This window comes from Acidovorax sp. GW821-FHT10E04 (genome assembly GCF_059415185.1).
Window position 1 is genome coordinate 171,013 of record NZ_JBWKMT010000008.1, and the last position, 25,334, is coordinate 196,346.

Below are 25,334 nucleotides of genomic sequence, written 5' to 3' on the forward strand. Positions count from 1 at the left end.
GGCTGAAGACACTGCGCTGCATCGATCAACCACCTGCCCACGGACACGACGACCATGACCGTTCTCCCCGCTCCCTTTCGCCATCGCCCCGGCCCGTCGCGCGCCGAGGGGGCCCTGCTGGGCCTCGCCGTGCTGCTGCTGGGGCTGGCGTGCCTGGGCCCGGCGCTGCCGGCCAGCACCCTCCAGCATGCCTTTGCGGACCAGCGCGCGCTGTGGGGCATCCCTTGCGCGCTGGATGTCCTGAGCAACCTGCCATTCGCCGCCGCCGGCCTGTGGGGGCTGCGGTGGCTGCGGCGCGTGGAGCGCCCGGCCATGGATGCGGCCTCCCGGGTCTTCGCGGCCCTGTTCTTCGCGGGCCTGGTGTGCACGGCCGTGGGCTCCGGCCTGTACCACGCGGTGCCCGACGATGCGGGCCTGCTGTGGGACCGGCTGGGCATGGTGCTGCCTTTCGCGGGCCTGCTGGGCCTGGCGGCGGGTGGCCGGGTGAGCGCCCGGGCGGGCTGGGCCGCCGCAGGCACGGTGTTGCTGGCGGGTCCGGCTGCGGTGCTGTGGTGGTCCACCACCGGCAACCTGCTGCCCTGGGCCGTGGTGCAGCTGGGCGGGATGCTGGTGGTGCTGGCGCTGGCCCTGCTGCCCCGGCGTGCGGGCACGCTGCCGGTGCACCTGGGCGCCGTGATCGCGATGTACGCCGTGGCCAAGCTGTTCGAGGCGGTCGACCATGCCGTGTTCGACGCCACGGCGCAGTGGGTGTCGGGCCACAGCCTCAAGCACGTGCTGGCGGCTGGCGCTGCCTGGCCGGTGCTGATGGCGCTGGATGCGCTGGCGGCTTCGCGCCACAGCCGCGCCCCGCGCCCCGCATTTGCCGCCATGTGCGGGCAGAATGGCGCCCACACCATGGGTGTCGCGCGCGGGCAGGGCCTCCAGCCCCGGGTGCGCCGGGCCATACCAACACACACAGCAGCCACCGCCGACCCATTGGACACGAGGAGAAACGCATGAACCCCGAGACCACCCCAGCCAGCGTGCCCCAGGCGCCCCACGTGCACTCCGTGCAGCACACGGGCAGCCCGGGCCATGGGCATGAGGACCCGAACCAGTTCGCGCTGTTGCGCCAGCGGCGCTTCGCCCCGTTCTTCTGGACCCAGTTCTCCGGCGCCGCCAACGACAACCTCTTCAAGTTCGCATTCACCGTGATGGTGACGTACCAGCTCAGCGTGTCGTGGCTGCCGCCCGCGATGGCGGGGCTGGTGATCGGCGCGCTGTTCATCCTGCCGTTCCTGCTGTTCTCGGCCACCTCGGGGCAGCTCACCGACAAGTACGACAAGACGCGCATGATCCGCTTCGTGAAGAACCTGGAGATCGCCATCATGCTGGTGGCCGCCTTCGGGTTCATCGCGGGCCACGTGCCCGTCCTGCTGCTGTGCACCTTCCTCATGGGCGTGCACTCCACGCTGTTCGGGCCGGTCAAGTTCGCCTACATGCCGCAGGTGCTCAACGAGCGCGAACTCACGGGCGGCAACGGCATGGTCGAGATGGGAACCTTCGTGGCCATCCTGCTGGGCAACGTGGCGGGGGGCCTGCTGGTGGCGCTGCCGGGCATCGGCCACACCACGGTGGCCGTGGCCTGCGTGGTGGCCGCGCTGGCGGGGCGCGCCGTGGCGCAGTTCATTCCCCCGGTGCCGGCCACCGACCCGGGGCTCACGATCAACTGGAACCCCTTCACCGAGACCTGGCGCAACCTCAGGCTCGCGCATGGCAACATCGTGGTGTTCCGCTCGCTGCTGGGCATCAGCTGGATGTGGTTCTTCGGCGCGGTGTTCCTGAGCCAGTTCCCCAGCCTGGCCAAGGAGGTGCTGCACGGCAACGAGCAGGTGGCCTCGCTGCTGCTGGTGGTGTTCTCCATCGGCATCGGCATCGGCTCGCTGCTGTGCGAGGTGCTCTCGCGCCGCCATGTCGAGATCGGCCTGGTGCCCCTGGGCGCCATCGGCATGAGCGTGTTCTCCATCGACCTGTACTTCGCCGCGCGCAGCCTGCCGCCCGCGGAGATCATGGGCCTTGGCACCTTTCTCGCGCAGAGCCAGCACTGGCGCGTGATGCTCGACCTGGCGCTGCTCAGCCTGTTCGCGGGCCTGTACAGCGTGCCCATGTACGCGCTGATCCAGATGCGCAGCCAGCCCACGCACCGCGCGCGCATCATCGCGGCCAACAACATCCTGAACGCGCTGTTCATGATCGCGAGTTCGCTCATCGCGGGCGCCTTGCTGGGCGCCGGTTTCACGGTGCCGCAGATCTTCCTGTTCACCGGCCTGGCCAATGCGGTGGTGGCGTTCTACATCTTCATGCTGGTGCCCGAGTACCTGCTGCGCTTCGTGGCCTGGGTGTCCTCGCGTTTCGTCTACCGCTTCAAGGTGCAGGGCGACGAGAACCTGCCCAGCACGGGCGCGGCCATCCTGGCCTGCAACCACGTGAGCTTTGTGGATGCCGTGCTGCTCATGGCGGCCAGCCCGCGCCCCATCTACTTCGTGATGGACCACCGCATCTTCCGCGTGCCGGTGCTCGGCTGGCTGTTCCGCCTGGCCAAGGCCATCCCCATCGCGCCCTACAAGGAAGACCCCAAGACCTACGAAGCCGCCTTCGACCGCGCCGCGCAGGTGCTGCGCGAAGGCGACCTGCTGGCCATCTTTCCCGAAGGCGGCATCACCAAGGACGGGCAGCTGCAGGAGTTCAAGGGCGGCATCATGAAGATCATCGAGCGTGCCCGCGAAGAGGGCATCGAAGCGCCCGTCATTCCCATGGCGCTGACCAATCTGTGGGGCTCGTACTTCAGCCGCATCGAGCAGGGCGGTGCTATGGTGCGGCCCTTCCGGCGGGGCTTCTACAGCCGCGTGGGCCTGAACGTGGGGCACGCCGTGGCGCCGTCGGACGTGCAGCCTTCGTTGCTGCGTTCGCGCGTGGCGGACCTGCTCGGAGCCTGACCGCCATGGAGCAGGACCGGGTGGAACAGGAAGAGCGCACCGCGCTGGCCCGCAAGATCATGGCCTTTCTGCGGGAGATCGGCCTGGACGTGGCCGAGGACGAGCTTGCCGGCGGCAACAGCTTCCTGCCCGGCGTGCGCATCGCGCGCGGCGGCCTGAGGGTGGACCTGGCGCGGCTGCGGTGGCCCGGCGACCTGCTGCACGAGGCCGGACACCTGGCCGTGGTGCCCGCAGCCCTGCGCGCGGGCATGGACGATGCCCTTGCCGAACTGCCCCCCGTGCCGCACGGCGGCGAGATCGAAGCCACGGCATGGGCCTGGGCCGCCCTGCAGCATCTGCGGCTGCCATCGGCCGTGCTGTTCCACGAAGGGGGCTACCACGGCCACTCGCAGGGCTTGCGCATGACCTTCGAGCTGGGCGTGTATCTGGGCGCTGCCGGGCTGGTGTCGGCGGGCCTCGCGGCATCGCCCGCACAGGCCGCCTCTTCGGGCGTTGCGCCCTATCCGCACCTGCAGGCCTGGCTGCGCGCCTGAGCCGCGATCCTGCCGGCATGGATACATGGGCCGGGAACCGCCCTCGGGCGTTCCGCCTGGCCTGTCGCCGGGTCAGTCTTTGGGCGCACCCCGGCGCGCCGGTGGCTTGGCCCCCGGCGCTGCGTCCCCGCACGAGAGCAGCTTCTCGTAGTTGCGCCGCAGGATCAGCCCTGCGTAGTACACGTGCTCGCGCATCAGCTGCTCGGCACGCACACAGTCGCGCGCGATGACCGCCTCGATGATGCGGTGGTGGTCGCCGTGCGAGCGCAGGATGATGGGATGGTCGTCCCACAGGATGATGCGGTCCGAGGCGAAGGGAATGTTCTGCGCCTGCTCCGCGAAGCGCGTGACCCAGGGGTTGCCCGAGGCTTCCAGCAGCGTGTCGTGGATGGTCACGTTCATCTGCTGGTAGGGCTCGTGGTCTTCGGGCCTCAGTTCTCCCAGGGCCAGGATGCGGTCGCCGTCCGCCAGCGCCCCGCGCAGCCGCTGCGCCTGTTCGGGCGTGAGTCCGCGCATGGCGGCGTTGCGGCAGGCCAGGCCTTCGAGCACCGCGCGCACCTCGTAGGCCGCGACGATCTCCTCCATGTTGAAGCCGCGCACCAGGTAGCCGCGCTTGGGCTGGTGGTCGACCAGCCCCTCGCTGGCCAGGGTGCTCAGGGCGGCGCGCACGGGGGTGCGCGAAACGCCCAGCTTCTCGGCCAGGGGGATTTCCTCCAGCCGCTCGTCGGGCCGTATCTCCCCGTTGAGGATCCAGTTGCGCAGCGTCTCGGTCACGTCCTGGGCCAAAGTTCTCATCCCTGCCGCTCCAGTAGAAATTTTCTTCAAGTATACATGTGCTGCCATTAATGGCATTTTTACGGGTTATCCCTGAGATAAATCAGTAGTCATGTATACATAATTGCCTCGCTTACGCACCATGCGTGATTTTGATCAAGAAGGGCGAGCGTGGATATGGCAAGGGTTGCAAGTGAAGATGGCGGCTGGCTGGGGTTGGCAAACCGCACCGGTGTGGTGACGGGCGCAGGCGGCGGCATCGGCCTGGAGATCGCCGTGCAGCTGCTGGCCGCGGGAGCCCGCGTCGCCTTGCTCGACCGCGATGCACAGCGCCTGGCGGAGATCGCCGGCGGACTGGGCGAGCACCCGGGCCGGGTCCTGCCGATCACCTGCGACGTGACCGACCCGCACAGCGTGCAGGCGGCGGCGGACCAGGTGCAAAAGGCCTGGGGCGCGGTGGATCTGCTGGTCAACAATGCCGCGGCCCTGTACGCCGACGCGCTGATGGACATCGCCGTCGACAAGTGGAACCAGCTGCTGTCGGTGAACCTGACCGGCTACCTGCTGTGCGCCCAGGCCTTCGGGCGGCAGATGATCGCCCACGGCGGGGGCTCGATGGTCCACATCGCGTCCATCTCGGCCAGCATTCCGCAGCCCTACAGCGGGGCGTACAGCGTGAGCAAGGCGGGCGTGAAGATGCTGTCGCAGCTGCTGGCCGTCGAGCTGGGCGCGCACGGCGTGCGCAGCAACGTGGTCAGCCCCGCGATGATCCGCACGCCCATGAGCGAGGGCATCTACACGGACCCCGCGGTGCGCCTGCGGCGCGAACAGATCGTGCCCGCCGGCCGCATCAGCACGCCCTCGGACATCGCCGGCGCCGTGCTGTTCCTGTCCAGCGAGCGGGCCAGCTACATCAGCGGCCAGGAATTCCTCGTCGACGGCGGCCTGACGCAGGCCTGGCTGGGCCTGATTCCCCGCCCAGGGTTCGAGAAGAAGGACACGGCCGCACAGCCGGCCGCCTGACGCCATTGCGCTCCCCGTTACCTCACCCCCCCCAAAAAAAGGAGACTCTCGTGAAACCAGCCAAGTCCTTGCTCGTGGCCTGCGTGGCCGCACTTTCCACCTTCTGCGCGCAGGCGCAGACCGAACCGGGCCTGACCGACAAGACCATCAAGCTCGGCCTGTTCGGGCCGCTGTCGGGCAACTCCATGGCCTACGGCTTCGACGTGATGAACGCGGCCAAGATGTACTACGACAAGATCAACAAGGACGGTGGCATCCACGGGCGCAAGATCGAACTGGTGGTCGAGGACGACCGCTGCAACGCCAACGACCTGCTGGCCGCCGTGAAGAAGCTCACCGAGCAGGACAAGGTCTTCGCGCTCAACGGGGGCTCCTGCTCTGCCGCCGTGGTGGGCGCGCGCGAGTACGTGGAACGCTCGCAGATCCCCCTGGTGATGCTCAACGCGTCGGGCGACGGCGCCCTGTACCCGCCGTCGAAGTACATCTACGGCGCGTTCTCCATCTCCCAGCGCGCGGTGGGCGGCTCGATGGTGCAGTTCGCCGCCGAGCACCTCAAGGGCAAGAAGATCGGCTACATCAACCACGACGATGCCTATGGCGGGTGGAACCTCGAAGCGGCGGAGTTCCAGGCCAAGCAGCTCGGGGTGGACCTGCAGGTCCAGTCGGTCGCGCCGAACCTGACCGACGTGACCGCGCCGATGCTCAAGATCCGCGCCGCCAACCCCGACGTGCTGCTGATCACCACCTACGCGCGCCCCGTGAGCCTGCTGGTCAAGAAGGCGCAGGAGCTGGGCTGGACCAAACCCATCGTGATCGCCGTCAACGGCACGGCCGACCTCAAGCAGCTGGTCGAGAACGTGGGCAGCAAGGATGCGTTCAAGAACGTCTACCTCCAGGAAGTGATGGCCGACGTGGCCGGCGGCCCCAAGCTCAAGTGGGTCTACGACATGTACAAGGCCTACTACCCCGAGCTGGCCGCCAAGCCCGGCTATCCGCAGACCTACATGCCCTACGGCATCCCGTCGGCGATGACCGTGGTCAACGCGCTCAAGGCCGCGGGCCCGCAGCTCACGCGGGAGAAGTTCCTCACCGCGCTGTCGCAGACCAAGTTCGAGTCGAACGTGATGGCCGGCCCGATCGAGCTCACGCCCACCGACCACGCGGGCCAGAAGTCGGCCATCTACCTGAAGTTCGACGGCACCAACATGACCGCGGTCCCAGGCGCCTACCGCAGCCTCTGGACCTACCAGCCCAAGTAACCAACCAGGAGAAGGGGCCGGTCCACGCCCGCGTGCGGCCGCCCCTCCATCGCCATGAGTTTCAGTGAGATTTGGCTGTTTCTGCAGCAGGGCATCCTTTCCGGCCTGGTGACGGGCAGCGTCTATGCGCTGCTGGCCATCGCCATCGTCGCGATCTTCAAGACCACCGACGTGCCGAACTTCGCCCAGGGCGAGATCTTCATGATCGGCGGCTATGTGGCGCTGTCCCTGCTGCTGATCGCGGGCTGGTCGTACGCCGTGGTCATCCCTGTCACGGTGGTCGCCGTGGCGGTGGGCGCGGCGCTCTTCCAGCGGGTGGTGATGGAGCGGGTGACCCATTCCAAGGGCGTGGGCCCGCAGCTGGTGATCGCCACGCTGGGCCTGGCCTACATGCTCAAGGGCCTGGTGCGCCAGACCGGGCTGGGCGACACGCCGCGCTCGCTGCCGCCCCTGGTCTCCAACGACCCCGTGATCATCGGCGACGCCTTTCTCACGCGGCTCGACGTGGCGATCTTCGTCGCCTCCCTCACCGCGATGGTGCTGATCTACCTGATGTTCAACCACACGCGCATCGGCAAGGCGATGCGGGCCGTGGGCATGAACCCGCGCGCCGCGCAGATCGTCGGCATCCGCCTGTCGCGCATCCGCATGATGGTGTGGGCCATGGCAGGCCTGCTGTCCGCGCTGGCCGCCCTGCTCATCACCCCCAAGATCCTCATCACGCCGGACATCGCGCACATCGCGATCCTGGCCTATGCGGCGGCCATCGTGGGCGGCTTCACCAGCCTGCCGGGCGCCGTGCTGGGCGGCCTCGTCATCGGCATCGTCGAGAACCTGGTGGGCCTGTTCATCTCCACCAACGCCATCGTGGTCGCGCCCTTCCTGGCCATCCTGGTCACGCTGATCGTGCGTCCGCAGGGCATCCTGGGCGGCAAGCCCCAAGTCAAGAAAGTATGAAAACCATGACCCGCGATCACTGGGCATTGCTCGCTGCCGCCCTGGTTCTGTTGATCCTTCCCTTCGCCGTGTCGGGCTATGTCCTGTACGTGGTCAACCTGCTGATGGTCTTCGTGGTGCTGGCCCTGGGCATGCACGTCGTGATCGGCGAATCGGGCCAGTTCGCGCTGGCGCACGCCGCGTTCTTCGGCATCGGCATCTACACGGCCGGCATCATCAACACGGCATGGCACCCGCCCTTCGTGCTGTCCGTCCTGGCCGGCGGGGCCCTGTCGGCCGTGCTCGGCTACCTCATCGGCTACCTGGCGCTGCGCATGCGCGACATCTACCTGGCCCTGGCCACCTTCGCCTTCGGCGAGGCGATGCAATGGGTCTTCCTCACCTGGGAGCGCGTCACGGGCGGCTCCAACGGCATGAAGATGGATCCGGCCAATCTGTTCGGCTACAGGCTGACCAACGACCTGCAGGCCTACCCCTTCGTGGTGGTGCTGGCGGGGCTGATGCTGTGGCTCACCGTGGCGCTGGCGCGCTCACAGTACGGCTCGTCGCTCAGGGCCGTGCGCGAGAGCGATGTGGCCGCGATGGCCATGGGCATCAACGTCAAGGCCATGAAGCAGAGCGCGTTCGCCATCTCGGCGGCCTTCGCGGGCATCGCCGGGGGCATGTACACGCTGTTCACCTCGTTCATCCACCCGGAGAGCCTGGGCTTCCAGACCACCATCCTGGTCCTCACCATGGTCGTCGTGGGGGGCATGGGCTCGGTGCGCGGCGCGGTGGCCGGCGCCATTGCCTTCGGCCTCATCTCCGAGCTGCTGCGCCAGCTCATGTCGGTGCAGGAAATCATCTATGGCGTGATCCTCATGGGGTTCATGATGTTCATGCCCAAGGGGCTGTTCGCCGACCGCAACCGCCGCGTGGCACGCAAGCCCGCCAAGGGGGTGCAGGCATGAGCACGCGCCCCTTCCTGGAAGTCTCCGGCATCACCGTGCGCTTTGGCGGGCTGGTGGCCGTGAACAGCCTCTCGTTCGACGTGGCGCGCGGCTCGATCCATGCGCTGATCGGCCCCAACGGGGCCGGCAAGTCGACCACCTTCAACTGCATCTCCCGCTACTACCAGCCGACCGAAGGCCGCATCGTTGTGGACGGCGAGGACGTGACGCACCATGCACCTTCGCGCATGGCCGGCATGGGTATCGCGCGCACCTTCCAGAACCTGGAGCTGTTCGGCGACCTGAGCGTGTACGAGAACGTGCTGCTGGGCTGCCACTCGCACAGCGCGAACACGCTGGGCCGGCTGCTGCGCCGCCCCGGCGGCGAGATCCGCGACCTGGTGGACAGCCTCATCGAGCGCGTGGGCCTGACCCACGACCGCGAGACCCGCGCCAAGGAACTCGACTTCGGCCACCAGAAACTGCTGGAGATCGCCCGCGCCCTGGCGCTCAAGCCGCGCCTGCTGCTGCTGGACGAACCGGCGGCCGGCCTGCGCAACCGGGACATCGAGAACCTGGACCACCTGCTGACCGAACTGGCCCAGAAGGACGGCATCACCGTGCTCCTGGTCGAGCACGTGATGCAGCTGGTGATGTCGATCTCCGACCGCATCACCGTCATGTCCTTCGGCCAGAAGATCGCCGAAGGCACCCCCAAGGAAATCAGCGAGAACCCGACCGTGATCGAAGCCTACCTCGGCAAGGGAGCGGCCCATGCCTGATCCCATGCAGCAACCAAGCCAGGGCGCACTGCTCGAAGTGCGCGGCATCAGCGCCTCCTACGGCGCCATCCAGGCGCTCTCGGGCGTGAGCCTGGCCGTGCCGCAGGGCGCCATCGTGGCCCTGCTGGGCAGCAACGGTGCCGGCAAGAGCAGCACGTTGAACGCGATCTCGCACCTCATCGATCCCACCGCCGGCGAGGTCCACTTCGCCGGCGAGCCCATCCACCGGCAGCCGTCCGACGAGATCGTCCGCAGGGGCCTGGTGCAGGTGCCCGAGGGGCGCGAGGTGTTCAAGGAAATGAGCGTGCGCGAGAACCTGGAGCTGGGCGCCTTCCTGCGCCGCGACCGCGCCGCGATCGCCGAGGACCTGGACAAGGTCTACACCCTGTTTGCGCGGCTCAAGGAACGCTCCGAGCAGCGGGCGGCCACGCTGTCGGGCGGCGAGCAGCAGATGCTGGCGATCGGCCGCGCACTCATGTCCCGCCCGCGGCTGATCATGTTCGACGAGCCTTCGATGGGGCTGTCGCCGCTGCTCGTCGAGCAGATCTTCGAGGCGATCCAGCGGCTCAACCGGGAGCAGGGTCTCACCATCCTGCTCGTGGAGCAGGACGTGCGCCTGGCGCTCACGGTGGCCAGCCACGCCTACATCCTGGAAAACGGCGAGATCACGCTGCAGGGCGCGGCGGCCCAGCTCATGGACGACCCGGCCGTGCGCCGGGCCTACCTCGGCGTCTGAACGGCGCCCATTCAGCAGGAGAAATTGGATGGATTTGTTGAAAGGCAAGCTCGCGCTGGTGACCGGCGCCGGCGGGGGACTGGGCTCGGCCATTGCGCTGGGCTTCGCGAACGAGGGCGCCAAGGTGATCTGCGCCGACATCGGTGCGGACAAGGCCGAGGCCACGGCCCGGCGCATCCGCGATGCCGGCGGCGAGGCCTGGAGCGTGGTGCTGGACGTGTGCGACCGGGCCGCCGTCCAGGCCTGCGCCGCGGACCTGCAGGCGCGCATCGGCCCGATCGACGTGCTGATCAACAACGCAGGCATTTCCGGCCGCGCGCGCATCGACGACCCGCACGCGCCCGAGGTGTGGGACCGCCTCATCGACGTGAACCTGCAGGGCCTGTTCAACGTCACGCATGCCTTCGTGCCGGCGTTGAAGAAGACCCGGGGGTGCATCGTGAACCTGTCGTCCATCGTGGCGTTCGTGAGCGGCATCTCGTCGGCGGGGTATGTCGCCTCCAAGGGCGCCGTGCGTTCGCTGACCCAGGTGCTGGCCCGCGACCTGGCGCCTTTTGGGGTGCGCGCCAATGCGGTCGCGCCCGGGCTGATGCTGACCGAGATGGTCGCCCCGCAGCTGGCCGTGCCCGGCGGCACGGACTGGTACATGAAGCGCGTGCCCGCGGGCCGCGGCGGCGAGGTCGAGGAAATCGTCGGACCCGTGGTCTTTCTTTCCTCCCACATGGCCAGCTATGTGAATGGTGTGGTGCTGCCCGTCGATGGCGGCTTTCTCTCGGCTTGATCGGAATCTTCGCAAACACATGGACGACAACAGCAACAGCAACAGCAACAGCAACAGCAACAGCAACAGCAACAGCAAACCGATTGCCCTGGTCACCGGCGGGGCCGGTGGAATGGGCCTGGCCACGGTCGAACGCCTGGCCCGCGACGGCTACGCCGTGGTGATGGTGGACCGCGATGAAGCCCTGGCGCAGCGCGAGACTGGCCGCTTGAAGGGCCTGGGCCTGGATGTGCAGTGCCGCGTGCTCGACCTGACGGACGAAGCGGCCGTGCGCGGCCTGGTGCACTCCCTGCCCCCAGTGCGCGCTCTGGTCAACAACGCCGGCATCTTCGACGAGCGCAAGTTCCTGGAGGTGAGCAACGACGACTTTCGCCGTGCCTACGAGGTCAACCTCATCGCCGTGGCCACGCTCACACAGGAAGTGGCCAAGACCATGCCCGAGGGCGGCCGCATCGTGAACATCGCTTCGCGCGCGTACCTGGGGGCGAAGAACCACCCGCACTACGTGGCCTCCAAGGCCGCCGTGGTCGGCTACACGCGCGCCAGCGCCATGGAACTGGCGCCGCGCGGCATCCTGGTCAACGCGATCGCGCCGGGGCTGATCGACACGCCCATCCTGCGCGCGCTCACGCCCGAGCGGCTGGCGGCGCAGCTCGCGCTGCAGCCCACGGGCAAGGCCGGCAGGCCGGAAGACATCGCCCAGGCGGTGGCCTTCCTGGTGTCGCCGCAGACCGGCTTCATCACCGGGCAGGTGCTGTTCGTCGATGGCGGCAAGTCGCTGGGTGGGTCGGGCGCATGACGGCCCCCCACTGGGATGCCGAGTACGACGTCGTCGTGATCGGCGCGGGCGCGGGCGGCATGGCCGCCGCGCTGACCGCGAAGATCGAAGGCTGCAGCGTGCTGCTGGTCGAGAAGACCGACCGCGTGGGCGGCTCCACCGCCGTGTCCGGCGGGGCCGTGTGGGCGCCGCTCAATGCGCAGTCGGCGCGGGTGGGCCACCCCGACAGCTTCGAGAAGGTGTGGACCTACCTGCGCAACACGGTGGGCGACGCGGCGCCGGCCGGGATGCAGCAGGCCTTCCTGCGCCACGGCGCCGGCATGGTCGACTACTTCGAGAAGCACACCGCCGTGCGGCTTGTCGCGCGCAGCTACTCCCCCGACTACTACCCCGACCGCGAGGGCGCGGCCTTCGGCGGCCGGTCGCTCGACCCGGCGACGTTCGACGGGCGGGAACTGGGCGCGCATTTCCGGGAACTGCGCGACCCCCTGCCCGAGTTCATGGTACTGGGCGGAATGATGGTCAACATGACCGACGCCAGGCACCTGCTGACGGTCACGCGCTCGTTCACGGCATGGCGCGAGGGCATGAAGCTCGTGCTGCGCTACTTCGCCGACCGGCTGCGCGGCTACCACCGGGGCACACGCCTGGTGCTGGGCAATGCGCTGGCGGCCCGGCTTTTCAAGAGCGTGATCGACCGTGGTATCGACTACTGGCTGGACACACCGGTGGAGAAGCTGGACGTGTCCCATGGCGCGGTGGTGGGCGTCTCGCTGGTGCGCGCGGGCAAGCCGGTGCAGGTGCGGGCGCGCCGCGGCGTGGTGGTGGCCACGGGGGGATTCCCCTGGAGCGAGGAACTGCGCAGTGCGCACTACCCCGCGCCGACGGGGCCCTGGTCCATGTCGCCGCAGGGCAACCGGGGCGAGGGCATCGCGCTGGCGCGCGAAGCCGGCGCGGTGCTGGGGCAGGGCCATACCAACCCGGCGTTCTGGGCGCCGGTCTCCATCCTGCAGCGGCCCGATGGCTCGGTCGTGCGCTATCCGCACCTGGTCTGGGACCGTGCCAAGCCCGGCCTCATGGCCGTGAATGGGGCCGGCCAGCGCTTCGTCAACGAAGCGACCTCGTACCACGAGTTCGTGCGGGCGATGTACCGCTCCCACGCCACGGTGCCCACGCTGCCGGCCTACCTGGTCTGCGACAGCGACTTCATGGAGCAATGGGGCATGGGCCTGGCGTTGCCGGGCGGGCGGCCGCGCGATCACCTCGTCAAGGCCGGCTACCTGGTGAAGGCGCCGACATTGCGGGCGCTGGGCGATGCCCTGGGCATCGGCGGCGCCGCGCTGCAGGCCACGGCCGAGCGCTTCAACGCGCAGGCCGACCAGGGGCGCGACGACGACTTCGGCAAGGGCAGCACCGAATACAACCGCTACCTGGGCGACGCGGCGCACCAGCCCAACCCCTGCATCGGTGCCTTGCGCCAGGGCCCGTTCTATGCCGTGAAGGTGTTCGCGGGCGACATCGGCACGGCCGTGGGCATTGCCTGCAACGAAAATGCCCAGGCGCTCGATGCCGCCGGCCAGCCCATCCCGGGCCTCTACGCGGCGGGCAATGACATGCATTCGGTGATGGGGGGCGAGTACCCCGCGCCCGGCATCACCCTGGGGCCCGCGCTGACCTTCGGGTGGATCGCCGGCCGACAGCTGGCGCAGGCTGCGCCTTCCCATCCATGAACCGGTGAACTTCCATGCAGATCTATTTCTCTCCGTTCTCCCCCTACGTGCGCAAGTGCCTGGTGACGGCGCACGAGCTGGGCCTCAGCGACCGCGTGCAGCTGCTGCCATCGAACGCCAACCCGGTCCGGCGCGACCAGGACATCATCGCCAGGAACCCGCTGGGCAAGGTGCCGACCTTCATCACCGACGAGGGCGCCGTGCTGTACGACAGCCGCGTCATCTGCGAATACCTCGACGAGATCGGCAACGGAACGCTGTTTCCCCGCAGTGGCGATGCGCGCTGGAATGCGCTGACGCTGCAGGCGCTCGGAGACGGCATCCTCGACGGCGCGCTGATCGCCCGCTATGAGGACGTGGCGCGGCCCGAGCCGCTGCGCTGGCCCGAGTGGCGCGCCGCGCAGCTGGACAAGGCCGAGACTTCGCTGGCCCACCTGTCCGCGAACCCCGCACTCATCGCGCCGCAGCGGCTGGACATCGGCACGCTCACGGTGGCCTGTGCGCTGTGGTACCTGGATCTCAGGTTTGCGGACTTCGGATGGCGCCAGCGCCATCCCGCCGTTGCGGCCTGGTACGAGGCATTTTCAAAGCGTCCATCATTGCAGGCGAGCTGGGCGCTGTGATCCGGCGCGCGCCAGCGCCCCATCGCTGCCGCGCTCACTCCGCCCGGATGTTCGCGCGCTGGGCGATCGCGCGCATGCGCGGCAGTTCGTCCTCGATCCGCGCCAGCACGGCGTCGCCGCTGGCATAGGACTGCTCCAGCCCGCTGGCGATGAGCTTGCTGCGGATCTCGGCATCCGCCATGGTCTCGGCCAGGGCCTTGCCCAGCTTCGCCTTGACTTCGGCGGGCAGGCCGCGCGGCGCCACGACGGCCAGCCACGAATCCGCGGCAAAACCCGCGAAGCCGCTTTCCGCCACCGTGGGCACATCCGGCAGCTGCGTGGCCCGCGCCGCGCCGGTGACCACGATGGGCTTGATCTTGCCACCCTTGAGCTGCGGCAGCGCGGCCGCCACCGTGTCGATGGTGAACGGGATCTGCCCACCGATCAGGTCGCTCATGGCGGGTGCGCTGCCCCGGTAGGGCACATGCATCAGCTGGATGCCGGTGGCCGACCACATCAGCTCGGCGGCAAAGTGGCCCGTGGTGCCGCTGCCGAACGAGCCGTAGGAGAACTTGTCCGGAGCGCGCTTCACCGCCGCGATCAGCTGCGGGAGGTTGGCCACCGGCACATCGCGGTGGGCCAGCAGGATCAGCGGCACGCGCGCCACCATGCCGATGGGCTCGAAGCTCTTGACCGGGTCGTATGGCAGCTTGTTGTTGAGCGCCGGGTTGACGGTGAAGGTGGAGCCCGAGCTGATCAGCAGCGTGTAGCCGTCGGCCGGAGCGTTGGCCACGAAGGATGCGCCCACGATGGTGCCCGCACCCGCCTTGTTCTCGACCACCACCGCCTGGCCCAGGCGTTCGCCCAGCTTCTTGCTGATGAGCCGGCCCACGATGTCGACGGCCCCGCCGGGCGGAAAGGGCACCACCAGCTGCACCGGCTTGGCGGGGTAGCCATCGGCGTGCGCCATGCGCCCCCAACCCAAGCCTGCGATGGCTGCCATGAACAACAAGGCGACGCTGGTGCGTCTTTTGGGCTGTGGGCATTTCATGTGGCGGTCCTTCTGGTGCGGGTTGTTCACCCTGCGTTGCGGCTGTGAACAAGGGGAAGGCGCGCCAGTCTTCGTCTCGCTCTGGCCACGCCTGTCGCTACCGCGGAGTTGTCGAGGCCGCCAGGGCGATGAGATGAGGGCACGGGACCATGGCGGTGGAAGACCGGGCGGCATGCGCAGGTCTTGCGAGGGCAGAGCGGGGGGCGCTCAGATCACGGACAGCCCGGCCAGCCGGCACAGGCGCTGTTGCTCGGTTTCCTCGCGCGGCGGTGCGTCAGCCGTTGCGAAAAAGAAAGCTGTAGGCGTTCAACGCCGGCACCCCTCCCAGGTGCGCGTACAGCACGCGGGAGCCTTCGGGGAATTCGCCCTTGCGCACCATGTCGATCATGCCGTGCATGGACTTGCCTTCGTACACCGGGTCGGTGAGCATGCCTTCCTGGCGTGCGCACAGGCGGATGGCTTCGAGCGTGCCCTCGTTGGGCAGGCCGTACTCGGGGCCGCCGTAGCGCGTGTCCAGCACCACGTCGTCGGCCGTGATCTCCTGGCCCAGCTCCACCAGCTTGGCCGTGTTCTGCGCGATGCGCAGCACCTGGGCATGCGTCTTCTCGGGCTTGGCCGAGGCGTCGATGCCGATCACCTTGCGCGCCCGGCCGTCGGCCGCAAAGCCCACCACCATGCCGGCCTGCGTGCTGCCCGTGACCGAGCACACGACGATGTAGTCAAACGTAAAGCCCAGCTCCTTCTCCTGCTGGCGCACTTCCTCGGCAAAGCCGACGAAGCCCAGGCCGCCGTACGGGTGCTCGGAGCAGCCGGCCGGGATGGGGAAGGGCTTGCCGCCGGCCTTCTTCACGTCCTCCATGGCCTGCTCCCAGCTGGGGCGGATGCCGATGTCGAAGCCCGCAGCGTCCAGGCGCACGTCGGCGCCCATGATACGGCTCATCTCGATGTTGCCCACGCGGTCGTACACCGCGTCGGAGTAGTTGACCCAGTTCTCCTGCACCAGCACGCATTTCATGCCCAGGTGCGCGGCCACGGCGGCCACCTGGCGCGTCTGGTTGGACTGGATGCCGCCGATGGAGACCAGCGTGTCGTAGCCGCCCGCGATCGCCTCGGGGATGAGGTATTCGAGCTTGCGCGTCTTGTTGCCGCCAAAGGCCAGGCCCGAGTTGCAGTCCTCGCGCTTGGCATACAGGTGCACCTTGCCGCCCAGGTGGGCCGACAGGCGCGGCAGCGCGGTGATGGGCGAGGGCCCGAAGGTCAGCGGGTGGCGGGCGAATTTCTGCAGGTTCATGGCGGGTTTCCGGTCGATGGAAGGGATGGTGCAAGAGGTGGCTTGCAGTGCCTTCATCGTAGGAAAACACGCGCATACAGTGGTTGCGAATTTCTTCCTGATTTCAGCGTTTCAGGTTTGTGTATGAGAATATGAAAAACTAATATTTCTCACAGATCACCATGCGCACAATAAAAGTTCGTGCCAAGAATGTGCCGCAGTCCGATGTGTCGGCCGAGCTGGACCGTACCGACAAGGCCATCCTGCGCCAGCTGCAGCGTGATGCCTCGCTGTCCAATGTGGCGCTGGCCGAGAAGGTGCACCTGAGCCCGCCCGCCTGCCTGCGCCGCGTGGAGCGGCTCAAGCGCCTGGGGCTCATCGACGGCATCGTGGCGTTGCTCAACCCCCAGGCCGTGGGCGCGGGCATGCTGGTGATGATTGGGGTGGTGCTCGACCGCTCCACGCCCGAGTCGTTTGCCGAGTTTGAAAAGGCGGCGGCCAAGGTGTCCGGCTGCATGGAATGCCATGTGGTCACCGGCGAGTTCGACTACTTCATGCTGGTGCGCACGCGCGACAACGACAGCTTCAACCGGCTGCATGCCGAGCAGCTGCTCTACCTGCCGGGCGTGCGGCAGGTGCGCTCGTTCATGGTGCTGCGCAATGTGCTGTCCACCACCGAGCTGCCGCTGGCGCTGTAGCGGCGGCCAGCCCTCCGCTCACGGGGCGCCGCGCAGGCGCCCCACCACGGCCGACCAGGCCGGACCGCCGAACAGGTTGACCACCAGCCCCGCCATCAAGAGCCCCCGCGCCCGCAAAGTGCACGGGCAACAACTGCTCGCCGAACACCCACCAGCCCGTGGTCAGGCCCACCACGGGCACCAGCAGGGTGAAGGGGGCGACGCGGTTCACCGGGTAGCGCGACATGAGATACGTCCACAGCCCGAAGCCCAGCAGCGTGGAGATCCAGGCGATGTAGGCCACGGCGGCCATGGATTTCAGCGACAGGTGCTGCACGGCGGCCCACACGGCCGCGGGCCCGTCCAGCAGCAAGGACAGCGCCACGAATGGCAGCGGCGCCACCACGCTCGACCACACGATGAAGGCAAACTGGTTCATCGGCCCGTAGCGTCCCACGGCGCGCGTGACGATGTTGCCGCAGCCCCACATCGCCGCCGCCCCCACGGTCAGTGCGAATCCCGCCAGCGGCATCGACGCGCCGTGGGCACTGCCGATCAGCACCAGCCCCACGCCGGCCAGCGCCAGGCCCGCCACCTGGTTGCCCTGCCATGCCTCGCGCAGCCACCAGGCCGCCAGCAGCAGCGTGAAGAACGACTGCGACTGCAGCACCAGCGAGGCCAGGCCCGACGGCATGCCGATGTGGATGGCGGTGAACAGCAGCGCGAACTGGCCCACCGCCATGGTCATGCCGTACAGCAGGTACAGGCGCAGCGGCACCCTGGGCGGCGTCACGAACAGCAGCGCCGGAAACGCCGCCAGCAGGTAGCGCAGCGCGCCCAGCAGCAGCGGTGGCACACCGGCCACGCCCACCTTGATGACGGCGAAGTTGAGCCCCCAGACCACGATGACGAGCAGGGCCAGGGCGAGATCGCGGGGGCGCAGGGCAGTGTTCATGCCCTGTATTTTCGGTGCACCGGCGGGTCCGTGGCCGCGCGTTTCACGACCGGCCTGGTGCGAAAACGGACATGCCCGGGCCCACCCCGGGGCGTTACGCCGCTTCCACCGCGAAGCTCAGCCCCGCGTGGGCCTGCAGCCGCGCGACCAGCTTGCCGCCCAGCGCGGGCGCCGTGGTCCAGATGCCGCCGGGGGTGTCCGTGGCGTCCTGCAGCAGGCACACGGCCGCCTCGGTGATCATCTTGGAGGTGGAGCCATAGCCCGGGTCGCGGTCGCCCTTGACGCCCACGCGCAGGCTATTGCCCACGGCGTCGGTGCCCAGGAAGAGCACGTCGTAGAAGCCGTTCTCGCGTTCCTCGCGCGAAGGGCCCTCGCCGGGCTTGGGGCCCTTGTCCGAGCCCAGCGACTTGTCGCCCGCCACGGCATTGGCCATGGCCTCGCCTTTTTCGCCCGGGCCGGTGATGAGCATTTCGTCGTACACGAAGTCGGTGCCGTAGGCGTGCTGCAGCAGGAAATTGGAGCGGTGCACGTTGCGGGTGTTGATGGCGGCCATCACGAACGGGGCCACCCACACTCCTTCGCCCAGGGCCTCGTCCACCATGGGCTTGTTGCCCGAGGGCTGGCGCGGCCCTTCGAAGCCGGGCGTGAGCGAGAACGGGTTCTTGAGCAGGTCCAGCACGGCGGGGTTGGTGGCGGCGGCGGCCATGGTGGCCTTCAGGCTGGCGGCGGTGCCGCCCGAGAATGTGCCCTTCATCTTGCGCACCCGGCCGCGCACCCGGCTCGCGGGGTGGCCGAAACGGGCCTTCATCTCGGTTTGCAGCAGGTACACGCCCAGGTCGAACGGGATGGAGTCGAACCCGCACGAGAACACGATGCGCGCGCCGCTGGCCCGGGCCGTGGCTTCGTGCGCGTCGATCATCTGGCGCATCCACGCGGGTTCGCCGCACAGGTCCACGTAGTCCACGCCGGCCGCCGCGCACGCGGCCACCAGTTCGTTGCCGTAGAGCTGGTAGGGCCCCACGGTGGTCAGCACCAGGCGGGTCTGGTCCATCAGCGCCTGCAGGCTGGCGGGGTCGGTGCTGTCGGTCACGATCAGCGGGGTGTCGGCCGGGGCGCCCACTTCGTCGCGCACGGCGGCGAGCTTGTCGGCATTGCGCCCGCCCATGGCCCAGCGCAGGCCGCTGCCGGTGGGATAGCGCTGCAAAAGGTACTCGACCACGAGGCGGCCCGTGAAGCCGGTGGCGCCGTGGACGACAAGATCGAAGGGTTTGGTCATGGGCTGTCTCCGTGCACTGCTGCGTGCGGGTGGGGGAAGGGGCGGGCGCCGCCGCGGGCGGCCGCCGGCTGCTGGGATGCGATTGTGAAAGACAAGCGGGTGCCGGCATGTCGCCCAGGTGCCGCTTGCGATGGGCAAAAAGTATCGTTTGGCGATACCGTGAAGCCGGACTGCCGCCACTGGCGCAACCCGGCGGGGGCGGCGGGGGCCGGGCCCGGCACCATGCGGTCCGTGTTCAACCACGGGCCTGACAAGGGCCCCACCTCTGTATGTCATCCAATGCCCCCTTCCTCGTTCAGCGTGACACCCGTGCCTGGCAACTGCAGGTGTGGGTCTCGTTCGGCATCGCCGTCTTCCTGTGCGCCGTGGGGCTGGCCTGGCTGCCGGGCGAGCAGCTGGAGCAGGCGTTCATGGTGATGGGCTATGTGTTCTGCCTCTCGGCCGCGTTCGTGCTGGCCAAGTTCGTGCGGGACAACGAGAGCGCCGCGCGCCGCGGTGCGGGCGACACGCCCATGTGGAAGCTGGTGGTCTGGGGCGGATTCGTGGTGGCCATGGGCCTCACGGGCTGGGGCCTGTTCGGCATGGAGATCAACGTGACCTACAAGGCCTTCCTGGGTGTGAGCTGGCTGTACCTGATCACCACCGCCTTCACGCTGGCCAAGATGCTGCGCGACCGCCACGAGGCTGACCTGCTGGAAGCGCGCCTGCAAGGCCGCCGCGAAGCTGCCGCAGCACATGCTGCTACGTCTGGTAACAACGCCAGCTGAGTTTCCGGCGTTCGCCCTGGCCCCATGGCGGATGCTCGGAGGTTGCCCTGAAAAAATCCGGTGCTGCCGCGCTACTGCGCAGCACCTCCCGCGAGGAGTGAAACCATGAAGAAATTGCCGAAGATCCTGACCCTTGCCCTGGCCGCCGGCCTGCTGTGCACGCTGGCCGCGCTGCCCGCGCGCGCCCAGAGCGAGGCCTCGGCCGCGCTGTCGCTGCTGCCTGTCGCGTCGGTGGTGGGCACGGCGTCGGTGGCGTCCGCCGCCGCTGGCGCGGTCGTGGCGGTGCCTGCCGCATTGTCGGTGGCGGGTGCGGTGCTGACCGTGAAGACGGTGGAGGCCTCGGCCACCGGCACGGTGTACCTGCTGGAGCGCGCCTCCGACGGCGCCCAGGTCAGCGTCGAGGTGGCGGGCCGGGGCGTGGGCGCATCGGCGCACACCGTGGGCACGGTGGTGACCTGCAGCGTGATCGGCACGGGCGTGGTGCTGTCGGTGGCGGGCGAGGCGATCGCCTTCGTGCCCAACGCCATCGGCCGTGCGCTGCTGCACAACGAGCGCCTGTAAGGGGCACCGCCATGGATGTGCAGCAGATGACCGTGACGACCCCGGCGCATGCCCGCGTGCGCTCCTTCAACCCCACCATGCTCGGCCTGGCCCTGGTGGCGGGCGCGGCCCTGCTGGCGGCGCCAGCGGCCCACGCGGGCCGCTCCTGCGAGGCCGCCAAGCCCGTGCCGGCCAAGGTGATCGAGCGCGGCATGCAACTGGCGCAGCAGACCTCCGCCGCGCTCGACGCGGAGCATGCGAAGTCCGGCGCCCAGGTGGTGGTGCTCGCCCGCGCCGGGCAGGACCTGAGCAAGTACGGCCTGCGCTATTCGCACCTGGGCTGGGCCTACAAGACACCCGAGGGCCCCTGGCGCGTGGCCCACAAGCTCAACGAATGCGGCACGGCCGTGGGGCACCTGTACCGGCAGGGCCTGGGCGAGTTCTTCCTGGACGACCTGTGGCGCTACGAGGCCGTCTACGCCGTGCCCACGCCCGAGGTGCAGCAGCGCCTGCTGGCCGTGCTGCAGGACAAGGCCCGCACCAGGACGCTGCAGCACCCGCCCTACAGCATGGTGAGCTACGTGTGGGGCCGCAAGTACCAGCAGTCCAACCAATGGGCGCTGGAAACGCTGGCCGTGGCCATGGAGCCCGCCACGGTGCGCAACCGCGAGCAGGCGCAGGCCTGGCTGCAGTTCAAGGGCTACGAGCCGACCACGCTCAAGCTCGGGCCGCTCACGCGGATGGGCGGGCGCGTGGGTTCGGCCAACATCGCGTTCGACGACCACCCGGGCGACAAGCGGTTCTCGGACCGCATCGAGACCGTCACGGTCGATTCGGTGCTGGCCTGGCTGCAGCGGGCCCAGCTGGCGGCCGCGCCGGTGGTGCTGACCGTGAAGAATTGATGAAATGGGCCGATTGCGCTTGACTGGTAAGCGCTGGCAGCTATCAAATGCATAGTATCTACAGAGGGGAATGATCATGAGCAAATCACTGCGGCTGTCTGAAAAATGGTTCCGCCGCGGCCTGTGGCTGGTGGCGCTGGTGTTTGCCAGCTTCCTCATCGGGCTGGGCGGCACCATCGTGGGCGATTTGCCCAAGGTCGAGACGCCGCTGCGCGTGGATGACTTCCTGGACAAGCCGGCCGCTGAAAAGCTGCGCGCCCAGGTCAAGGACGCGCGCCAGGCCGAGCAGGACGCGCAGACCGCGCTGGAGCAGGCGCAGTTGCAGCGCAGCAAGGCCCGCAGCGAAACGCAGGCCGCGCGCGAGACCTTCAACAACTGGCTCTCCACCCGCTCGGCCACCCAGCGCGCCGACCAGGACCCGGAGGTCATTGCGCGCACCCAGGCGCTCGATGTGCTCAAGCTCGCCGAGCGCAAGACCCAGCAGGCGGTGGAGCTGCAGCAGCAGGCCGCGCTCGACGCGCGCCAGGCGGCGGCGGCCACGCAGGAGCGCCTGAACAGCATGGAAGCCGATGGCTACGTGAAGCTGGAGGCCGAGCGCCGCAAGGTGGAGCTGCGCGTGTTCCTGTACCGCCTGGCGCTCACCCTGCCGCTGCTGGCCATCGCCGGCTGGCTGTTCGTGAAGAAGCGCAAGGGCACCTACTGGCCGTTCGTGTGGGGCTTCATCTTCTTCGCGCTGTTCGCGTTCTTCGTGGAGCTGGTGCCCTACCTGCCCAGCTACGGCGGCTATGTGCGCTACGTGGTGGGCATCGGCATCACGGCGCTGGTGGGGCGCTACGCCATCCTCGCGCTCAACCGCTACCTGGAGCGCCAGAAGCTGGCCGAAACCCTGCCCGACCAGGAGCGCCGCAAGGAGCTGAGCTACGACGTGGCCCTGGCCCGCCTGGCCAAGAGCGTGTGCCCCGGCTGCGAGCGGCCCGTGGACTTGAAGAACGAGAAGATCGACTTCTGCCCGCACTGCGGCATCGGCCTGTTCGACCACTGCGGCACCTGCACCACGCGCAAGAGCGCCTTCGCCCGCTTCTGCCATGCCTGCGGCACGGGCGCGGGGGTGCGGCTGGCGCGGGATGACTGAGCGGGTCCCCGCGTGACACCCTTGGGGGGGCTGCGCCGCCGCGAGCTTCTGGGCGCGCTGGCCGCCGCCGGACTGGCGGGGGCCTGTGCGCCGCTGCCGGCCCACAGTGCGCCCGGGGCGCTGATCGAGAACGTGACCCGCCTGTACCCCGTGCGCGTGTCGCGGGTGGTGGTGCCCGCCAGCCTGCAGGACGTGGCGCAGGCCGTGCGCAACTGGCCCGGCGCGGTGGCCGTGGGCGGCGGGCGCTACAGCATGGGCGGCCAGGTCGGCGTGGAAGGCGGCCTGCACATCGACATGCGCGGCATGAATGCCCTGGTGTGGCTGGACACCGGGGCGCGCACGGTGCGCGTGCAGGCCGGCATGCGCTGGCGCGACCTGCAGGACCACCTGGATCCCCACGACCTGGCGGTGCGCACCATGCAGAGCTACTCGAACTTCACGGTGGGCGGCTCCGTGTCGGTGAACGTGCATGGCCGCTATGTGGGGCACGGGCCCATCGGCGCGTCCGTGCGGGCCCTGCAGATCGTGCTGTCCAGCGGCGAGGTGCGCGAGGCCAGCCGCCAGCAGCACCCCGACCTGTTCCGTGCCGCGCTGGGCGGCTATGGCGGGCTGGGCGTGATCACCGAGGTAGAGCTGGACCTGGATGCCAACACCGCCATCGAGCGCACCGTGGCCCAGGTGGCGCTGGACGACTACCCCGGCTTCTTTGCCGCCAGGGTGGCCGCCAACGCGCGGGCCGTGATGCACAACGCCGACCTGCTGCCCCCCCGTTTCGACCGTGCCACCGCCGTGACCTGGGCCCGCACCGACAAGCCCGTGACCGTGCCCGGGCGCCTGGTGCCGCGCGGCCAGCGGTATGACCTGGACAAGAGCGTGATCTGGGCCATGACCGAACTGCCGGGCGGCCACCAGCTGCAGCACAAGGTGGTGCGCCCGGCGCTGCTGCGTGGCCAGCCGGTGGTGTGGCGCAACCACGAGGCCAGCCTGGATGCCGCCTCGCTGGAGCCCGCGAGCCGCGCACAGTCCACCTACGTGCTGCAGGAGTACTTTGTGCCCGTGGCCCGGTTCGCCGCTTTCACGCGGGGCTTGGCCCGCATCCTGCAGCAGCATGGGGCGCAGGTGCTCAACATCTCGGTGCGCCATGCGCCGCCCGACCCCGATGCCATCATGGCCTGGGCGCGCGAGGAGGTGTTTTCGTGGGTGCTGTACTACAGGCAGGGCACCCGCCCCGAGGCCTGTGCCGAAGTGGCTCTGTGGACGCGTGCGCTGATCGACCTGGCCCTGCAGCATGGCGGCACCTACTACCTGCCCTACCAGCGCCATGCCACGCGGGCGCAGTTCGCGGCGGCCTACCCGCAGGCGGACCGGTTTCGCGCGGCCAAGGCCGTCTGGGACCCCGCGGGGCGGATGACCAACATGCTCTGGGCGCAGTATCTGTAGAGGGACGCCGCGGGCCGGCGCGGGGGGCTACCCCATCATCACCCGGTTTCGCCCCTGCGCCTTGGCGCGGTAGAGCGCCGCGTCGGCCGCGAGCAGCAGCATGTCCATGTCGGCATCGCCGCCCAGCGTGGCGCTGTGCACCAGGCCGATGCTGATGGTGGCATGCCGTGGAACGCCCCCGGCGGCGCCAAAGGTCTGCTGCTCCACCACCTTGCGCAGGCGCTCTGCGATCGCGTGCGCCTCGGCGGGCGAGGCATCGGGCAGCACCACCGCGAACTCCTCGCCGCCCAGGCGGCCCAGCACGTCCTGGGGGCGCAGCGCGCCGGCCATGGCCTGGGCGAGGCCGACGAGGAGCTGGTCGCCCGCGCCGTGGCCCAGCTGGTCGTTGACCTGCTTGAAATGGTCCACGTCCACCATCAGCACGGCCAGGCCGGCGGATTCGCGCTGGTAGCGCGCGACCAGCCGCTCGCCCTGCTGCAGGAACGCGCGGCGCGCGAGCACGCCGGTCAGGTCGTCGTGCCGCACGGCGTGGTCCAGGCGGCGCAGGGCCTCGGCGCGCGCGGCGCTGGCGCAGGCCACGGCCAGCGGCCCCAGCGCCAGCAGCGTGACGCCCACGCGCAGCGAGAACACGTCGCTGGCATGCGCGGGCGTGAAGTTGAGCACGCCCGTGGCCACCCCGGCCATGGTCCACAGGCACACCACCAGCGACAGCAGGCTGGACGTGAACGGGCTGTAGCTGAGCGCGCACCACAGCAGCCCCGGCACCACGAAGGCCAGCATGCCGGGCCCGCCGACCACGGTGCGGATGCCCTCGGCCAGCAGCAGCGAGCTCACGGGGGCCACGCGCCAGAACAGCGATGCGCCCGGCAGGCCCTGCGGGGCGTTCATGGCGGGCGGCGGGTCGTCGGCGCGGGGCGCGGCCAGCACCACCGGCACGATGAGCATGTAGTTCATGAGTTCGGTGCTGAACCACAGGGACAGCAGGTCGGTCCAGGGGGTATCGAAGTACACCGGCGCGGCGCCGCAGCCCGCCAGGGCCCCCACGGTGCTGGCGACCAGCGCCGCCACCAGCAGGTACAGCGCCGACACCGTGCGCTGCAGGCGCCGGATGCGTTCGTCCAGGCGGCGCAGCACCAGCCAGCCCGCCGTGGCGCCCAGCATGTTGGCCCCGTTGAGCCACAGTGCCATGGACCAGTCGCTGCCCGTGGCCAGGTCCGCCGCCAGGTAGCCCACGGCGGCCGCCACCCAGGCCGGCGGCCGCGCGAGCCGGGGGTAGCGGACCAGCAGTCCCAGCAGCAGCGCATTGGCGGGCCAGAACGCCGACAGGAAGCCGATGGGCCGCGCAAAGATGCCCACCAGGCAGGCGGCGAAGATCAGCAGGGCCAGCCCCAGCCAGGCCAGGGGCGGCGGAAGCGGTCGCAGGAGCGCGAAAGGGCGGTACATGGGTGGATGGCGGTGGATCGGC

The 25,334-nt window shown here is 69.2% G+C and carries 24 protein-coding genes and 1 pseudogene; 19 read left to right on the forward strand and 6 right to left on the reverse strand.

Annotated elements, in window-relative coordinates; translation table 11 throughout:
- Positions 1-54 precede the first annotated feature (54 nt).
- Genes AC07OC_RS23475 through AC07OC_RS23485 form a run of 3 tightly spaced genes read left to right on the forward strand, consistent with a single transcriptional unit; the run spans position 55 to position 3,508 of the window.
- A complete protein-coding gene (locus tag AC07OC_RS23475) occupies positions 55-999 on the forward strand; it encodes a hypothetical protein (RefSeq protein WP_255591618.1) in 945 nt (314 codons plus the stop codon).
- A complete protein-coding gene (locus AC07OC_RS23480; RefSeq protein WP_255591619.1) occupies positions 996-2,975 on the forward strand; it encodes an MFS transporter in 1,980 nt (659 codons plus the stop codon). The genes AC07OC_RS23475 and AC07OC_RS23480 overlap by 4 nt, the downstream gene beginning before the upstream one ends.
- A 5-nt stretch (positions 2,976-2,980) precedes the next feature.
- Positions 2,981-3,508 (forward strand): hypothetical protein, encoded by a 528-nt coding sequence (locus AC07OC_RS23485; RefSeq protein WP_255591620.1) that lies wholly within the window; start codon positions 2,981-2,983, stop codon positions 3,506-3,508.
- 72 nt (positions 3,509-3,580) lie between these two features.
- Here AC07OC_RS23485 and AC07OC_RS23490 read toward each other — a convergent pair whose 3' ends face one another.
- On the reverse strand, positions 3,581-4,303 hold the full coding sequence (locus AC07OC_RS23490; protein WP_218296864.1) for a GntR family transcriptional regulator: 723 nt from the start codon (positions 4,301-4,303) through the stop codon (positions 3,581-3,583).
- A 156-nt stretch (positions 4,304-4,459) separates the two neighbouring features.
- Between AC07OC_RS23490 and AC07OC_RS23495 the strand changes: the two genes are divergently transcribed.
- The 10 genes from AC07OC_RS23495 to AC07OC_RS23540 are packed head-to-tail and all read left to right on the forward strand — an operon-like array spanning position 4,460 to position 13,880.
- Complete coding sequence (locus tag AC07OC_RS23495; RefSeq protein WP_218341267.1) at positions 4,460-5,305, forward strand: SDR family NAD(P)-dependent oxidoreductase; 846 nt, start codon at positions 4,460-4,462, stop codon at positions 5,303-5,305.
- A gap of 50 nt (positions 5,306-5,355) precedes the next feature.
- On the forward strand, positions 5,356-6,564 hold the full coding sequence (locus AC07OC_RS23500; RefSeq protein ID WP_218296866.1) for an ABC transporter substrate-binding protein: 1,209 nt from the start codon (positions 5,356-5,358) through the stop codon (positions 6,562-6,564).
- Between the two features lie 54 nt (positions 6,565-6,618).
- Positions 6,619-7,521, forward strand: a complete 903-nt coding sequence (locus AC07OC_RS23505; protein ID WP_218341268.1) for a branched-chain amino acid ABC transporter permease — start codon at positions 6,619-6,621, stop codon at positions 7,519-7,521.
- A 5-nt stretch (positions 7,522-7,526) separates the two neighbouring features.
- Positions 7,527-8,471 carry a branched-chain amino acid ABC transporter permease gene (locus tag AC07OC_RS23510; protein WP_218341269.1) on the forward strand — a complete coding sequence of 315 codons (945 nt, stop codon included), beginning with the start codon at positions 7,527-7,529 and terminating at the stop codon, positions 8,469-8,471.
- On the forward strand, positions 8,468-9,232 hold the full coding sequence (locus tag AC07OC_RS23515; protein ID WP_218296869.1) for an ABC transporter ATP-binding protein: 765 nt from the start codon (positions 8,468-8,470) through the stop codon (positions 9,230-9,232). Before AC07OC_RS23510 ends, AC07OC_RS23515 begins: the two co-directional genes overlap by 4 nt.
- Complete coding sequence (locus tag AC07OC_RS23520; RefSeq protein WP_255591621.1) at positions 9,225-9,968, forward strand: ABC transporter ATP-binding protein; 744 nt, start codon at positions 9,225-9,227, stop codon at positions 9,966-9,968. The genes AC07OC_RS23515 and AC07OC_RS23520 overlap by 8 nt, the downstream gene beginning before the upstream one ends.
- Positions 9,969-9,996: 28 nt before the next feature.
- Positions 9,997-10,749, forward strand: coding sequence for an SDR family NAD(P)-dependent oxidoreductase (locus AC07OC_RS23525; RefSeq protein WP_218296870.1), 753 nt, complete (start codon positions 9,997-9,999; stop codon positions 10,747-10,749).
- A 19-nt stretch (positions 10,750-10,768) separates the two neighbouring features.
- Positions 10,769-11,548 (forward strand): SDR family NAD(P)-dependent oxidoreductase, encoded by a 780-nt coding sequence (locus AC07OC_RS23530; protein ID WP_494602370.1) that lies wholly within the window; start codon positions 10,769-10,771, stop codon positions 11,546-11,548.
- Complete coding sequence (locus AC07OC_RS23535; protein WP_494602372.1) at positions 11,545-13,257, forward strand: FAD-dependent oxidoreductase; 1,713 nt, start codon at positions 11,545-11,547, stop codon at positions 13,255-13,257. The genes AC07OC_RS23530 and AC07OC_RS23535 overlap by 4 nt, the downstream gene beginning before the upstream one ends.
- Positions 13,258-13,271: 14 nt before the next feature.
- Complete coding sequence (locus tag AC07OC_RS23540; RefSeq protein WP_218341272.1) at positions 13,272-13,880, forward strand: glutathione S-transferase; 609 nt, start codon at positions 13,272-13,274, stop codon at positions 13,878-13,880.
- Positions 13,881-13,914: 34 nt separating this feature from the next.
- Here AC07OC_RS23540 and AC07OC_RS23545 read toward each other — a convergent pair whose 3' ends face one another.
- Complete coding sequence (locus AC07OC_RS23545) at positions 13,915-14,910, reverse strand: Bug family tripartite tricarboxylate transporter substrate binding protein (RefSeq protein ID WP_218296874.1); 996 nt, start codon at positions 14,908-14,910, stop codon at positions 13,915-13,917.
- A 274-nt stretch (positions 14,911-15,184) separates the two neighbouring features.
- The gene (locus AC07OC_RS23550; RefSeq protein ID WP_218341273.1) at positions 15,185-16,201 is read right to left on the reverse strand and encodes a 1-aminocyclopropane-1-carboxylate deaminase; all 1,017 of its coding nucleotides are present in this window, start codon (positions 16,199-16,201) and stop codon (positions 15,185-15,187) included.
- Positions 16,202-16,362: 161 nt separating this feature from the next.
- On the opposite strand from AC07OC_RS23550, the gene AC07OC_RS23555 reads away from it, so the two are divergent.
- Positions 16,363-16,878: an Lrp/AsnC family transcriptional regulator gene (locus tag AC07OC_RS23555; protein WP_218296876.1), complete on the forward strand. Its 516-nt coding sequence runs from the start codon at positions 16,363-16,365 to the stop codon at positions 16,876-16,878.
- Positions 16,879-16,896: 18 nt separating this feature from the next.
- On the opposite strand, the pseudogene AC07OC_RS23560 reads toward AC07OC_RS23555, so the two are convergent.
- Positions 16,897-17,800, reverse strand: a pseudogene (locus AC07OC_RS23560) (EamA family transporter).
- A 106-nt stretch (positions 17,801-17,906) separates the two neighbouring features.
- Positions 17,907-19,088: a saccharopine dehydrogenase family protein gene (locus tag AC07OC_RS23565; RefSeq protein WP_494602376.1), complete on the reverse strand. Its 1,182-nt coding sequence runs from the start codon at positions 19,086-19,088 to the stop codon at positions 17,907-17,909.
- Positions 19,089-19,357: 269 nt separating this feature from the next.
- Here AC07OC_RS23565 and AC07OC_RS23570 point away from each other — a divergent pair, with 269 nt between their 5' ends.
- The 5 genes from AC07OC_RS23570 to AC07OC_RS23590 all read left to right on the forward strand — a co-directional run bounded on the left by AC07OC_RS23570 (position 19,358) and on the right by AC07OC_RS23590 (position 23,869).
- Positions 19,358-19,855, forward strand: coding sequence for a YiaA/YiaB family inner membrane protein (locus AC07OC_RS23570; RefSeq protein WP_494602378.1), 498 nt, complete (start codon positions 19,358-19,360; stop codon positions 19,853-19,855).
- 105 nt (positions 19,856-19,960) lie between these two features.
- Positions 19,961-20,416 (forward strand): hypothetical protein, encoded by a 456-nt coding sequence (locus AC07OC_RS23575; protein ID WP_218296879.1) that lies wholly within the window; start codon positions 19,961-19,963, stop codon positions 20,414-20,416.
- A 77-nt stretch (positions 20,417-20,493) separates the two neighbouring features.
- A complete protein-coding gene (locus tag AC07OC_RS23580) occupies positions 20,494-21,297 on the forward strand; it encodes a DUF2145 domain-containing protein (RefSeq protein ID WP_218297003.1) in 804 nt (267 codons plus the stop codon).
- 76 nt (positions 21,298-21,373) lie between these two features.
- The gene (locus AC07OC_RS23585) at positions 21,374-22,429 is read left to right on the forward strand and encodes a serine endopeptidase (RefSeq protein WP_218296880.1); all 1,056 of its coding nucleotides are present in this window, start codon (positions 21,374-21,376) and stop codon (positions 22,427-22,429) included.
- A 12-nt stretch (positions 22,430-22,441) separates the two neighbouring features.
- Positions 22,442-23,869, forward strand: a complete 1,428-nt coding sequence (locus tag AC07OC_RS23590; RefSeq protein WP_494602380.1) for an FAD-binding oxidoreductase — start codon at positions 22,442-22,444, stop codon at positions 23,867-23,869.
- 27 nt (positions 23,870-23,896) lie between these two features.
- Here the strand turns inward: AC07OC_RS23590 and AC07OC_RS23595 are convergent, their stop codons facing one another.
- The gene (locus AC07OC_RS23595) at positions 23,897-25,312 is read right to left on the reverse strand and encodes a GGDEF domain-containing protein (RefSeq protein ID WP_218296882.1); all 1,416 of its coding nucleotides are present in this window, start codon (positions 25,310-25,312) and stop codon (positions 23,897-23,899) included.
- Positions 25,313-25,334: the final 22 nt, after the last annotated feature.